Raw genomic sequence first — 13,168 nt, forward strand, 5'->3', positions numbered from 1 at the left:
GGCCGGAGGACGGCCGGGGCGCCCTTCTGCGTGCCGGTCATGAGGCCGAGCACCCAAGGGCCGGGGTCGGACCGATGTCGAGGGCGGCGCAGCGCCAGCGGGAGTCGGCGCCCAGCTCCAGCCGGAAGGCCAGCGCCCGCAGCCGTTCGCCCGCCGCGATCCTGGCGAATGCCTCGATGACCCCGCGGCGCGGCCGGCACAGCCCGCAGTCGCGCACCGTGGGGGCCGGGCCGCGCCGCCCGGAACCTGTGGCGGGCCGCAGCGGTGCCTGCGGGGCGAGCTCCGCCAGCCGGTCGTAGGCGGCGGGCAGCGCATGCCCCAGCAGCGCGTGTACGGGGCGCTGCCCGCTGAGCGCGAGCACCAGCTGCTGGGCGAACCAGTGGTGCGGCCGGCTTTCCTGGGCCCGTTGCCGTGCGCCGGCGGACGGCAGGGGGGCGCCGGCAGCGCTGACGGGGGTGCCGGTGCGGATCCGGCGGCTCTCGGCGGCGGCCGCGGTGGGGTGGGCGAGGCGTGGAGTGGTCCGGGTGGGGCCGCGGCCGGCGGCGCCGGGGCTCCGGCCGCCCGAGCCGCCTCGTCCGGCGGGGACACGACCGGCGTGGCCGCTCCGGCCGGACGGTCCGGGGCCGTGTCCGGACGGCCCCGGGCCGCTGCCGGCCGGGCCGAGGGGGCGGCGGTCGGCGGCGGACCGTCGCGGTCGGGGAACGGCCGGGAGCGTGCCCGGGGCGATGACGGGACGGGTGCGCGGGGCGCCGCCGGCCGTGGTGCCGCCGGGGGCCGGGGGCGTGGCGGGTCGGGTGACGCGCCCCGTGACGGTGCCGGCCGTGGGTGTGGTGAGTGCCGTCGTGTGGTCGGTGCCGGTCATGCTCGTGATCGCCCCCGTGGTGCCGGGCCCGTGAATTACTGGGCGGTAGCTTTTTTGTGGTGGGGATCTTCTATCGGCGGGGCCTGGACGGCAGCAAGGCGCGAACGGGCCGGAACCAGGGGTGCGAAGAGTTCACCCGTCCGTGGCGCGGGCCCGGGATCAAGCCGTGGGAGCGGGGTGGTGGCGGGGCCCCGGGCGGGCGGCGCGGGGGACGCGGGGGCACCACGATGGGGGACGCACGCCCGTATGCTGGCGGGACAATCTTCGGAGTCGAGTGAATCGAGCGGAAGCGGCTGCCATGCGCGTCTACGTCCCCCTGACCCTTTCCGGTCTCGCAGAGGCGCACAAGAACGGTGAGCTGGGCCCCGGCCCCCTCGGTGCGTACGCCGTCACCCCGGCACTGCGCGAGTGGTATGTCTCGGACGACATCGAGGAGCTGGAGTACGCGGCGCTCGGCCGCGCCGCCCAGGCGTCGCTGCGCCTGCTCGCCGGGCACCCCGAGGCCGCGCGGCGGCGGGTCGTGGTGGCCGTGGACGTGCCGGACGGCGCCGCGGTGGCCGACCCGGACCGCGGGCTCGACCCGTCGGCGCTGGGCGAGGTGCGGGTCGCCGGGCCGGTGCCGCTGTCGAAGGCCGCGGCGGTGCATGTGGACGCCGACGACGCGGAGGCGGACATCACGGCGGCCGCGGCGGCGCTCGGCGCGGCGGACCAGGGCGATGACGACGCCCGGTTCACGGTCGACGGTGCCGAGGACCACGACCTGATGTGGTTCGGGGTGCAGGAGATCCCGCAGCTGCTCGGCTGAACGGCGGGACGTGGGCCGGTCCGGACGCGTTGTCGGTGGGTGCGGGTACTTTTTCTTCATGGGGAAGCGCACCGGCACCGATCTGGGGGACCGCATGGGGAAGCACGCCACGCACATCGTCTGGGACTGGAACGGCACGCTGTTCCATGACATCGACGCCGTCATCGGCGCGACGAACTCCGCCTTCGCGGAGATCGGGCTGGAGCCGATCACGCTGGAGACGTACCGGGAGCTGTACTGCGTGCCCGTGCCGCGGTTCTACGAGCGGCTGATGGGGCGGCTGCCGACGGACGCCGAGTGGCTGGTGATGGACGAGGCGTTCCACCGCCACTACAGCACGCACCGGCTGGGCTGTGAGCTCGCCGAGGGGGTGCATGCGCTGCTGGAGGGGTGGCAGTCGGCCGGGCGCAGCCAGTCGATCCTCAGCATGTACGGGCACGACGAGCTGATACCGATCGTCCGCGACTTCGGGATCGAGTCACGGTTCGTGCGGGTGGACGGCCGGACCGGGCCGTCCGGAGGCACCAAGAGCGCGCACATGGTGCGGCATCTGGCGGCGATGGAGAGCGTCGATCCGGGCCGTACGGTCGTGATCGGTGACGCCGTGGACGATGCGGTGGCGGCGCAGGACGCGGGTGCGTACGCGGTGCTCTACACGGGCGGCTCGCACAGCCGCGGGAGCCTGGAGACCGCCGGGGTCCCGGTGGTGGACACGCTCGCCGAGGCGGTCGGGCTGGCAGGAGAGATCGTCTTCTAGGGCGAGGCGCCCCGGCCGTCCAGGGTGGAAGTCGCTCCGGGCCGTTGCGTGTCTCCTGGGCACGGCTTTCCCACTCCCCGGTCCTCCGGTGGTCCGCCGGGCATCCGGGCGCCGTGGCGGCACACACACCGCACCCCGGCGTTTCGTTGTCCAGAAGGTCTAAGTTCGGGCCGAGGATTTGTTCCCCCACGGCCCATGACGGCACCCATGTGGGGAGCGATAGCCTTGCACCGTGATCAGCGCGATAACCCGCGGGGGCGTCGAGGCCCCTGCCGTGCGCCCGGGGCACCACCGTGACCGGGCGGTCGCTGGTCTTTGCGGCCACCCACCCATGTCGGCATTGTCAAAGATTGCCGATATCGGCACGGCCTTCTCTCCACGCGGCATAGCGTCGACAGCGACGGGACACCCCACGTCGCGGCGTTGTGCGGCTTCCACCACGTTCTTCCACAACGTCACGCAACGGCGCGCGACAGGAGCCAGAGGACATGCAGACCAAGCTGGACGAAGCCAAAACCGAGCTGCTCGCCAGGGCCGCCCGGGTCGTTGAAAGCAGCCAGGCCGGGGGCAAGCACCCCGGACGTGGCCTCGACCCGGACACCCTTTCGGGATACCTCCAGCGCTACTACCTGCACACCGCCCCCGAGGACCTCACCGACCGTGACCCGGTGGATGTCGTCGGCGCCGCGCTCTCGCACTACCGCCTTGCGGAAATGCGCCCCCAGGGCACCGCGAACGTCCGGGTGCACACCCCGACCGTCGAGGAGAACGGCTGGACGTGCAGCCACTCCGTCGTCGAGGTCGTCACCGACGACATGCCGTTCCTGGTCGACTCGGTCACCAATGAGCTCTCCCGGCAGGGCCGCGGCATCCATGTCGTGATCCACCCGCAGGTGATCGTCCGCCGTGATGTGACCGGCAAGCTCATCGAGGTCTTCGACTCCAACTGCGACGCCCACGGCACGACCGGCAAGGGCAAGGCCACGAAGCTGCCGCACGACGCGGTGACCGAGTCCTGGATCCATGTCGAGATGGACCGCGAGACCGACCGCGAGGACCTCCAGCAGATCACCGCCGATCTGCTGCGGGTGCTGTCCGACGTCCGCGAGGCCGTCGAGGACTGGGAGAAGATGCGGGCCGCCGCCGGCCGCATCGCCGAGGAGCTGCCCTCCGAGCCGGTCGCCGGTGACCTGGGCGACCAGGAGATCGAGGAGGCCCAGGAGCTGCTGCGGTGGCTGTCCGCGGACCACTTCACCTTCCTCGGCTACCGCGAGTACGAGCTGACCACCGCGCCCGGTGAGGGCGGCGTCGACGAGGACGTGCTGAGCGCCGTGCCCGGCACCGGCCTGGGCATACTGCGCGCCGACCCGCCGCACCGCGAGACCGCCGACGGCCACCCCGTCTCGCCGTCCTTCAACCGGCTGCCCGCCGACGCCCGCGCCAAGGCCCGTGAGCACAAGCTGCTCATCCTCACCAAGGCCAACAGCCGCGCCACCGTCCACCGCCCCTCCTACCTCGACTACGTCGGCGTCAAGAAGTTCGACGCCAAGGGCAATGTCGTCGGTGAGCGGCGCTTCCTGGGCCTGTTCTCCTCGGCCGCGTACACCGAGTCCGTGCGCCGGGTGCCGGTCATCCGCCGCAAGGTCGCCGAGGTCCTGGAAGGCGCGGGCTTCAGCCCCGACAGCCATGACGGCCGCGACCTGCTCCAGATCCTGGAGACCTACCCGCGCGACGAGCTGTTCCAGACGCCGGTCGACGAACTGCGGTCCATCGCCACCAGCGTCCTCTACCTGCAAGAGCGCCGCCGGCTGCGGCTCTACCTCCGGCAGGACGAGTACGGCCGCTACTACTCCGCGCTGGTCTACCTCCCGCGCGACCGCTACACCACCGGTGTGCGGCTGCGCCTGATCGACATCCTCAAGGAGGAACTGGGCGGCACCAGCGTCGACTTCACCGCCTGGAACACCGAGTCGATCCTCTCCCGGCTGCACTTCGTCATCCGCGTCGAGCCCGGCGCCAGTCTGCCGGAGCTCACCGACGCCGACGCCGACCGCCTGGAGAGCCGGCTGGTCGAGGCCGCCCGCTCCTGGGCCGACGGCTTCTCCGAGGCGCTGAACGCCGAGGTCGGCGAGGAGCGCGCCGCCGAGCTGCTGCGCCGTTACGGCCATGCCTTCCCCGAGGGGTACAAGGCCGACAACAGCCCGCGCAGCGCCGTCGCCGACGTCCAGCACCTGGAGAAGCTCACCGGCGAGCCCGGCCGCGACTTCTCCGTCAGCCTCTACGAGCCGGTCGACGCGGGCCCCGGCGAGCGCCGCTTCAAGATCTACCGCAGGGGCGAGCCGGTCTCGCTGTCCCGGGTGCTGCCCGGCCTGAACCGCCTGGGCGTCGAGGTCGTCGACGAGCGCCCGCACGAGCTGCGCTGCGCCGACGCCACCATCGCCTGGGTCTACGACTTCGGGCTGCGGATGCCCGAGCACATCAAGGGCGACGACGCCCGCGAGCGCTTCCAGGACGCCTTCACCGCGGTGTGGACCGGCGCCGCCGAGAGCGACGGCTTCAACACCCTGGTGCTGCGGGCCGGCCTCAACTGGCGCCAGGCGATGGTGCTGCGGGCCTACGCCAAGTACCTGCGGCAGGCCGGCTCGACCTTCAGCCAGACGTACATGGAGGACACCCTCGCCAACAACGTCCACACCACCCGGCTGCTGGTCTCCCTCTTCGAGGCACGGATGTCCCCCGACCGGCAGCGGGCCGGCACGGAGCTGACCGACGGGCTGCTGGAGGAACTGGACGGCGCGCTCGACCAGGTCGCCTCCCTGGACGAGGACCGGATCCTGCGGTCCTTCCTCACGGTCATCAAGGCGACGCTGCGCACCAACCACTACCAGAAGGACAGCCAGGGCAGGCCGCACGGCTACCTGTCCATGAAGCTGGACCCGCAGGCCATCCCCGACCTGCCCGCGCCCCGCCCGGCGTACGAGATCTGGGTGTACTCCCCGCAGGTCGAGGGCGTCCACCTGCGGTTCGGCAAGGTCGCGCGCGGTGGTCTGCGCTGGTCGGACCGCCGGGAGGACTTCCGTACGGAGATCCTCGGCCTGGTCAAGGCGCAGATGGTCAAGAACACCGTCATCGTGCCGGTCGGCGCGAAGGGCGGCTTCGTCGGCAAGCAGCTGCCGGACCCGTCGCAGGACCGCGACGCCTGGCTCGCCGAGGGCATCGCCTGCTACAAGACCTTCATCTCCGGTCTGCTGGACATCACCGACAACCTGGTCGGCGGCGAGGTCGAGCACCCCAAGGACGTCGTCCGGCACGACGAGGACGACACCTACCTCGTCGTCGCCGCCGACAAGGGCACCGCGACCTTCTCCGACATCGCCAACGAGGTCGCCGAGTCCTACGGCTTCTGGCTGGGCGACGCCTTCGCCTCCGGCGGCAGCGCCGGCTACGACCACAAGGGCATGGGCATCACCGCCCGCGGCGCCTGGGAGTCGGTCAAGCGGCACTTCCGCGAGCTGGGCGTGGACACCCAGTCCGAGGACTTCACCGTCGTCGGCGTCGGCGACATGTCCGGTGACGTCTTCGGCAACGGCATGCTGCTCAGCGAGCACATCCGGCTGGTCGCCGCCTTCGACCACCGGCACATCTTCCTCGACCCGGCCCCGGACGCGGCGACCTCGTACGCCGAGCGCCGCCGGCTCTTCGAGCTGCCCCGCTCCTCCTGGGCGGACTACAACACCGAGCTGCTCTCGCAGGGCGGCGGCATCCACCCGCGCTCGGCCAAGTCCATCCAGATCACCGCGCAGGTGCGGGCCGCCCTCGGCATCGAGGCCGGGGTGAAGAAGATGACGCCCGCCGACCTGATGCAGGCCATCCTCAAGGCGCCGGTCGACCTGCTGTGGAACGGCGGCATCGGGACGTATGTGAAGTCCTCGGCGGAGTCCAACGCCGATGTGGGCGACAAGTCCAACGACGCCATCCGGGTCAACGGCGAGGACCTGCGGGTCAAGGTCGTCGGCGAGGGCGGCAACCTGGGCCTGACCCAGCTGGGCCGGATCGAGTTCGCCACCGCCGGCGGGAAGATCAACACCGATGCGATCGACAACAGCGCCGGTGTGGACACCTCCGACCACGAGGTGAACATCAAGATCCTTCTCAACTCCGTGGTCGCGGACGGCGACATGACGGTCAAGCAGCGCAACAAGCTGCTGGCCGAGATGACCGACGAGGTCGGCGCGCTGGTGCTGCGCAACAACTACGCGCAGAACACCGCGCTGGCGCTGGCCCTCGCCCAGTCCTCCAGCATGCTCAACGCCCAGCAGCGCTTCATGCGCCGGCTGGTGCGCGACGGCGATCTCGACCGGGCGCTGGAGTTCCTGCCCACCGACCGGCAGATCCGCGAGCGGCTGAACGCCGGCCGCGGACTGACCCAGCCCGAGACCGCGGTGCTCCTCGCGTACACCAAGATCACGGTCTCCGAGGCGCTGATCCAGACCGGGCTGCCGGACGACGCCTACCTCCAGCGGCTGCTGCACGCCTACTTCCCCTCGGCGCTGCACGACCGGTTCCCCGAGCAGGTCGACGGGCATGCGCTGCGCCGCGAGATCGTCACGACGGTGCTGGTCAACGACACCGTCAACACCGGCGGTACGAGCTTCCTGCACCGCATGCGGGAGGAGACCGGCGCCTCCCTCGAAGAGGTCGTCCGGGCACACACCGCGGCCCGCGCCATTTTCCGGCTGGGCCAGGTCTGGGACGACGTCGAGGCGCTCGACAATGTCGTCGCGGCCGACGTCCAGACCCGGATCCGGCTGCACTCGCGCCGGCTGGTCGAGCGCGGCACCCGCTGGCTGCTCAACAACCGCCCGCAGCCGCTGGAGCTGTCGGAGACCATCGACTTCTTCGCGGACCGGGTCGCCCAGGTGTGGTCGGAGCTGCCGAAGCTGCTCCAGGGCGGCGACCTGGAATGGTTCCAGGCGATCCTGGAGGAGCTGACCGATGCGGGCGTGCCCGAGCAGCTCGCCGTCCAGGTGTCCGGCTTCTCCTCGGTCTTCCCGGCGCTGGACATCGTCGCCGTCGCCGACCGGCTGGACAAGGAGCCGCTGGATGTCGCCGAGGTCTACTACGACCTGGGTGACCGGCTGCGGATCAACCAGCTCCTCGACCGCATCCTGGAGCTGCCGCGCAACGACCGCTGGCAGTCGATGGCCCGCGCCTCGATCCGCGAGGACCTCTTCGCCGCCCACGCTGCGCTGACCGCGGACGTGCTGTCGGTGGGCAACGGCTCCTCGACGCCGGAGCAGCGGTTCAAGGCGTGGGAGCAGGCCAACGCGGCGATCCTCAGCCGCGCCCGCGCGACGCTGGAGGAGATCCACGGGTCGGAAGGCTTCGATCTGGCGAACCTGTCCGTCGCCATGCGGACCATGCGTACGCTGCTGCGCACGCACAACTGACGGAGCCGGGCCACCGCCTGGCCCGGGTTCCGGTACGGCAAAGGGGCGCACCCGTCGCGGGTGCGCCCCTCCGTCGTGTCCGGCGCGGACTACTTGCCCGTCTGCTTCTCGTACGCCTTGATGACCTCGTCCGTCGGGCCGTCCATGATCAGCTCACCGCGCTCCAGCCACAGCACGCGTTCGCAGGTGTCGCGGATGGACTTGTTGTTGTGGCTGACGAGGAAGACCGTGCCGGCCTCCTTGCGCAGCTCGCGGATGCGGGCCTCGGAGCGCTTCTGGAAGCTGCGGTCGCCGGTGGCCAGCGCCTCATCGATCATCAGCACGTCGTGGTCCTTGGCCGCGGCGATGGAGAACCGCAGCCGGGCCGCCATACCGGACGAGTAGGTGCGCATCGGCAGCGAGATGAAGTCGCCCTTCTCGTTGATCCCGGAGAAGTCGACGATGCCCTCGTAGCGCTCACGCACCTGCTCACGGGACATGCCCATCGCCAGCCCGCCGAGAAGGACGTTCTTCTCGCCGGTCAGGTCGTTCATCAGGGCCGCGTTGACGCCCAGCAGCGAGGGCTGGCCGTGGGTGTAGACCTTGCCGCGCTCCGCGGGCAGCAGCCCCGCCACCGCCTTGAGCAGCGTCGACTTGCCCGAGCCGTTGGAACCGATCAGCCCGATCGACTCCCCCCGGTAGGCGGTGAAGGAGACGCCCTTGACCGCGTGCACCTCGCGCACGCCCGAGGAGGGCTTGCGGCGCACGATGCGGTTGAGGGCCGCGGTGGCGCTGCCCTTGCCCGCGCCGGTGCCGTAGACGCGGTAGACGATGTGCAGATCGTCCGCGATCACCGTCGGGATCCGCTCCGCGGCCGCCTCGGTCGGCTGGACGCCGTTCTTCTGCTCAGCCACGTCCGTACCGCTCCTCAGCCTTCCAGAAGTACACAAAGCCCACGACGCCCATCACCAGCGCCCACCCCCCGGCGAGCGCCCACACATGCGGCGGCAGCTGCTTCCCGAGGAAGCTGTCGATCAGCGCGAACCGCATCAGGTCGATGTAGACGGCCGCCGGATTGAGGTCCAGGAGGAGCTGGACGACGGCGGGCACATGCTTGCCCGCGGTGACCGCGCTCATGCTGTACATGACGCCGGAGGCATACATCCAGGTCCGCATGATGAACGGCATCAGCTGCGCCAGGTCCGGGGTCTTCGAACCCAGCCGCGCCATCACCATCGCCAGCCCCGTGTTGAACACGAACTGGAGCACCAGCGCCGGCACGGCCAGCAGCCACGACCACGTCGGCACCTGCCCGGACGCCAGCAGGATGGCGATGAGTACGCCCATCGACATCAGCAGCTGCTGGAGCTGCATCAGGCAGAACGAGATCGGCAGACAGGCCCGCGGGAAGTGCAGCGCCCGCACCAGGCCGAGGTTGCCGGAGATCGCCCGGGTACCGGCCATCACCGAGCTCTGCGTGAAGGTGAAGATGAAGACGCCGGTGACCAGGAACGGGATGTAGTCGTCCACGTGCCGGTTGGTGCCGATCAGCAGGCCGAAGATCAAGTAGTAGACCAGCGCATTGAGCAGCGGGGTCACCACCTGCCACAACTGGCCCAGCTTCGCCTGGCTGTACTGCGCGGTGAGCTTGGCGCCGGCGAACGACCTGATGAAGTGCCGCCGCTGCCACAGCCGGCGGACGTACTCGGGCAGCGAGGGGCGGGCGCCGCTCACCGTGAGTCCATGGCGCTCGGCCAGGGCGCGCAGCTCCGGGTCGGGGGCCGTGCCGGGGGTGGACGCCCCGGTGGGCGCCGGGGCCGGGGGAGCGAGGGTCTGGGGCATGGAGCCGCTTTCGCTTGCGTGACGGGGGAAGCGGAACGGAGCGCGACGACGGGACGGGTCCGTATCGTCGCGACGCCGACACTAAAGGGAGCTCGCGTCGAAACGCAACCGTAGCGTCGTAACGGTAGGCTCCAGCCATGGCACAAGACGGCAGCGGGAGCGAACCCGCGGCGGCGCGCCGGGCCCCGGCAGGCGCCGCCGTATTGCGCGAGGACAAGACCGAGGCGATCCGTGCCGCGGTCTTCGAGGAGCTGGCCGCGGCGGGCTTCGCCCGGATGTCGATCGAGGGCATCGCGCGGCGGGCGGGCGTCGGCAAGACCGCCGTCTACCGGCGGTGGCGCTCCAAGCTGCACCTCGTCCTGGACGTGGTGTCCGCGGTGGCCGCGGCGGGGATGCCGACGCCGGACACCGGGTCGCTGGCCGGCGACGTACGGATGCTGCTGGAGGTCGCGGCGCGGGCGCTGCGGCACCCGATGGCCTCACAGGTCATCCCGGACCTGCTGGCGGAGGCGGCCCGCAGCCCCGAGCTGGCGCAGGCGCTGAAGGCGGCGCTGCACGACAGCCAGGAGGGCGTCGCGGCCGCCGTGGTGGCCCGGGCCGTGGAGCGCGGCGAGCTGCCGCAGGACGTGGACGCCCGCCTCGCCCTGGACCTGCTGACCGGGCCGCTGTACTGGCGGCTGCTGGTCGCCCGCGACGAACTGCCCAAGGGCTACCTCGACGCACTGTCGTGCTCGGTGGTGGCGGCGCTCGGGGCGAAGTGAGGCGGGGCGGAGTGCGGCGGGGCGGCACCTAGGGCGGGGGCGAACGGATCCCGTAGGGGGCGCGAGGGCCCCCTGCGGGGCCATAACGGGTGGGGTGGGGCGGGGTATTCCGGGGGGCGGGTCATCCCGTGGGGCGGGTTGGCGCGCGGGAGGGGCGGGTTGGCGCACGGGGCTGGAGCGGGTTGGCGTACGGCTGGGCGGCTTGGCGTACGGGTGGGGCGGGTTGGCGTACGGCGTGTCTCGCCAGGGCCCCGTGGCCCGCAGGGGGAGCGGGCAGACGCGCCCACCGCCCCCATGGCCCCAAGGCCACCGCCCCCGCCGGAATTCGGCCGGGGGCGGCAGTCTGCGCACCAACCGACCGATCAGCCCGCCATCTCCACGTCCGAGGTGCGTGTGACCAGGCCGGCCGCTGCCGCCACCGCCGCCCGCGGGCTCGGGGCGACCGTGCGCTCCTCAGGCGGCAGCGGCTCCGGGGTGGGCTGCTGGCCCAGGAAGACCCGGCGTACCACGCGTTCGGCGGCGTGGCCGTCGTCCCAGGGGCAGAAGCGGGCGCGGAAGGCGGCGCGCAGGGCGGTGGACCGTTCGTCGTCCCAGCGGCCGCTGCGGAACGCCTCGATCAGCTCGTCCTCCGTGGTGGCGAGCACGCCGGGGGTGTCGCCGGGCAGACCCGAGAGCAGGTCGAAGGTGACGCCGCGGGAGCGGACGTAGGTGTCCCAGTCGTCGGCGTAGGTGATGATCGGCCGGTCGAGGTTGGCGTAGTCGAACATGATCGACGAATAGTCGGTGACCAGGGCGTCGGCGGCCAGGCACAGCTCCTCCACGACCGGGTGATCGGACACGTCGATCAGCGCACCGCGCTCCTGGAGCTTCTGGAGGCCGGGGTCCCGGTCGTAGAAGTAGTGGGTGCGCACCAGCAGGACGAAGTTCTCGCCCAGGGCGCGGGAGATCCGCTCCAGGTCGAGCCGCGGGACATAGCCGACCTGGTAGTCGCGCATCGTCGGCGCGTACAGGACGGCCGTCCTGCCGGGGGCGATGCCGAGGCGCTCGCGGATGTCCAGGACGTCCTGGGCGGTGGCCCGGTAGTAGACGTCGTTACGGGGGTAACCGGCGTCCACCGACGCGAAGTCGCAGGGGTAGACGCGTTCCCACTGCTCGGTGGTGTGCCGGTTGGCGGAGAGCGAGAAGTCCCAGCGGTCGGCGCGGGCCAGCAGCTTGCGGAAGCTCATGCCCTTGGCGGCGGCCGGGTAGCGCTTCTGGTCGGTGCCCATCGACTTCAGCGGGGTGCCGTGGTGGGTCTGGAGGTGGATCTGGCCCTCGCGTTTGACCACGTTGTCGGCGAAGTTGACGTTGTTGACGAGGTACTTGGCGCGGGCCACCACCTCCCAGTAGCGCGGGGAGTTCAGCACGACATGGTCGATGCCGGCCGGGACGGCGTCGGCGAGCTGCTTCTTGACGACCCAGACGCCGTGCACGTCCGGCGCCAGCTCCTTGGCCTTCTCGTAGACCGCCAGCGGGTTGCAGGACGGCAGCCGGTTCCAGTACGCGGAGTAGACCGCGAGGTTCTCGTCCAGCGGCTGCCGCAGCAGCGCCCGGTAACGCAGGTCCATGGCCTTGCGCTTGGCCTGCCGGACCCGCTTGCCGGCGTGCTTGCGGACCGTGCGCCGCACCCTGCCGGCGACCTTCAGACCGGCCAGTGCCGGGTAGGCGTCCCTGGCGAGCAGCGCGTACTTGCCGCCCGCCACACCGGAGGGGCGGACGAAGCCGGCCGGCCGCCGCAGGCGGTAGTCGCGGGCGGCGCGGTGGAAGAACTCGGCCCGGTCCTGGCGCGGCAGCCGGCCGGGCTTGTCCAGGACGGTCAGATAGTGGTCGGCCATCTTGCGGAACATGTGCGGGCGCCAGCGCGCCAGTTCGGGGTGCGCGTCGAGGTGGTCGAAGATCCGGGCGTACTGGTCGAAGACGTCGAAGTGCCGGCGGCTGGTGGTGCGCAGGATGTTGCCGCCCTGCCGGCGCTGGCGGTAGTGCAGACAGACCCGGTCGAGGACCGCGATCCGCGGTGCGGTGATCAGCGTGCAGAACGTCCAGGGGGCGTCCTCGTAGTAGCCCGCCGGGAAGGTGAAGCCGTGCTCCTCGACGAAGTCGCGGCGGTAGGTCTTGTTCCAGACGATCTGGAGCAGATCGAGGAGCTGGGGCCGTTCGGTGAGCGGGAAGGACGGCGCGCCGGACTCGTCGAGCAGTGCGGACAGGGTGTTGCGCCGGGTGCTGCCGTCCCAGTACGTCCGGGCGTAGTCGAAGATCAGGATCTCGGGGTGCGCGGTGGCGGCCAGCCGTTCGGCGAGGGCGCCGAGCGCGCCGGGCACGAGGGTGTCGTCGCTGTCGAGGAAGAGGAGGTAGTCGCCGCGGGCCCGCTCCAGGCCGGCGTTGCGGGCGGGGCCCAGACCGGCGTTCTCCGGGAGGTGCAGGACCTGGACCCGGTCGTCGCGCGCGGCGTACTCGTCCAGGATGGCGCCGCTGCCGTCGGGCGAGCAGTCGTCGACGGCGAGCAGCTCGAAGTCCGGGAAATCCTGCGTCAGCACCGAGTCCAGGCATGCGCGCAGAAAGCCCTGCACCCGGAACACGGGCACGATGATGCTGAAGCGGGGTCCGGCGCCGGGGCCTGTCTCGGACATGCGGTGCTACTCCTCGTGGCGAGCTGAGTACAGAACACAAAAAAGG

The 13,168-nt window shown here is 71.4% G+C and carries 8 protein-coding genes; 4 read left to right on the forward strand and 4 right to left on the reverse strand.

The window, feature by feature from the left end; genetic code table 11:
* Window positions 1–37 precede the first annotated feature (37 nt).
* Window positions 38–862, reverse strand: a complete 825-nt coding sequence (locus tag ACFWJW_RS25775; RefSeq protein ID WP_387245845.1) for an Rv3235 family protein — start codon at window positions 860–862, stop codon at window positions 38–40.
* Between the two features lie 298 nt (window positions 863–1,160).
* Here ACFWJW_RS25775 and ACFWJW_RS25780 point away from each other — a divergent pair, with 298 nt between their 5' ends.
* The 3 genes from ACFWJW_RS25780 (at window position 1,161) to ACFWJW_RS25790 (ending at window position 7,874) form a co-directional block, all read left to right on the forward strand.
* Entirely contained in the window at window positions 1,161–1,667 is a 507-nt protein-coding gene (locus ACFWJW_RS25780) for a DUF6912 family protein (protein ID WP_387245847.1), read from the forward strand.
* 94 nt (window positions 1,668–1,761) lie between these two features.
* Window positions 1,762–2,424, forward strand: a complete 663-nt coding sequence (locus ACFWJW_RS25785) for an HAD family hydrolase (protein ID WP_387245940.1) — start codon at window positions 1,762–1,764, stop codon at window positions 2,422–2,424.
* A gap of 488 nt (window positions 2,425–2,912) precedes the next feature.
* On the forward strand, window positions 2,913–7,874 hold the full coding sequence (locus ACFWJW_RS25790) for an NAD-glutamate dehydrogenase (protein WP_387245849.1): 4,962 nt from the start codon (window positions 2,913–2,915) through the stop codon (window positions 7,872–7,874).
* Between the two features lie 89 nt (window positions 7,875–7,963).
* Here ACFWJW_RS25790 and ACFWJW_RS25795 read toward each other — a convergent pair whose 3' ends face one another.
* Together ACFWJW_RS25795 and ACFWJW_RS25800 are read right to left on the reverse strand one after the other, a co-directional pair.
* The gene (locus ACFWJW_RS25795; protein ID WP_387245851.1) at window positions 7,964–8,767 is read right to left on the reverse strand and encodes an ABC transporter ATP-binding protein; all 804 of its coding nucleotides are present in this window, start codon (window positions 8,765–8,767) and stop codon (window positions 7,964–7,966) included.
* The gene (locus ACFWJW_RS25800; protein WP_387245853.1) at window positions 8,760–9,695 is read right to left on the reverse strand and encodes an ABC transporter permease; all 936 of its coding nucleotides are present in this window, start codon (window positions 9,693–9,695) and stop codon (window positions 8,760–8,762) included. The genes ACFWJW_RS25795 and ACFWJW_RS25800 overlap by 8 nt, the downstream gene beginning before the upstream one ends.
* Window positions 9,696–9,832: 137 nt before the next feature.
* Here ACFWJW_RS25800 and ACFWJW_RS25805 point away from each other — a divergent pair, with 137 nt between their 5' ends.
* The gene (locus ACFWJW_RS25805) at window positions 9,833–10,456 is read left to right on the forward strand and encodes a TetR/AcrR family transcriptional regulator (protein WP_387245855.1); all 624 of its coding nucleotides are present in this window, start codon (window positions 9,833–9,835) and stop codon (window positions 10,454–10,456) included.
* Between the two features lie 362 nt (window positions 10,457–10,818).
* Here ACFWJW_RS25805 and ACFWJW_RS25810 read toward each other — a convergent pair whose 3' ends face one another.
* On the reverse strand, window positions 10,819–13,122 hold the full coding sequence (locus ACFWJW_RS25810; RefSeq protein ID WP_387245857.1) for a CDP-glycerol glycerophosphotransferase family protein: 2,304 nt from the start codon (window positions 13,120–13,122) through the stop codon (window positions 10,819–10,821).
* Window positions 13,123–13,168: the final 46 nt, after the last annotated feature.

Source organism: Streptomyces sp. NPDC127097, from assembly GCF_042724075.1.
Lineage (GTDB): Bacteria > Actinomycetota > Actinomycetes > Streptomycetales > Streptomycetaceae > Streptomyces.

Bases quoted from the DNA above. Each gene is read 5' to 3' on its own strand.
- ACFWJW_RS25800 (WP_387245853.1), bottom strand. From the start codon at position 9,695: ATGCCCCAGACCCTCGCTCCCCCGGCCCCGGCGCCCACCGGGGCGTCC.
- ACFWJW_RS25785 (WP_387245940.1), top strand. From the start codon at position 1,762: ATGGGGAAGCACGCCACGCACATCGTCTGGGACTGGAACGGCACGCTG.
- ACFWJW_RS25810 (WP_387245857.1), bottom strand. From the start codon at position 13,122: ATGTCCGAGACAGGCCCCGGCGCCGGACCCCGCTTCAGCATCATCGTG.
- ACFWJW_RS25780 (WP_387245847.1), top strand. From the start codon at position 1,161: ATGCGCGTCTACGTCCCCCTGACCCTTTCCGGTCTCGCAGAGGCGCAC.
- ACFWJW_RS25805 (WP_387245855.1), top strand. From the start codon at position 9,833: ATGGCACAAGACGGCAGCGGGAGCGAACCCGCGGCGGCGCGCCGGGCC.
- ACFWJW_RS25775 (WP_387245845.1), bottom strand. From the start codon at position 862: ATGACCGGCACCGACCACACGACGGCACTCACCACACCCACGGCCGGC.
- ACFWJW_RS25790 (WP_387245849.1), top strand. From the start codon at position 2,913: ATGCAGACCAAGCTGGACGAAGCCAAAACCGAGCTGCTCGCCAGGGCC.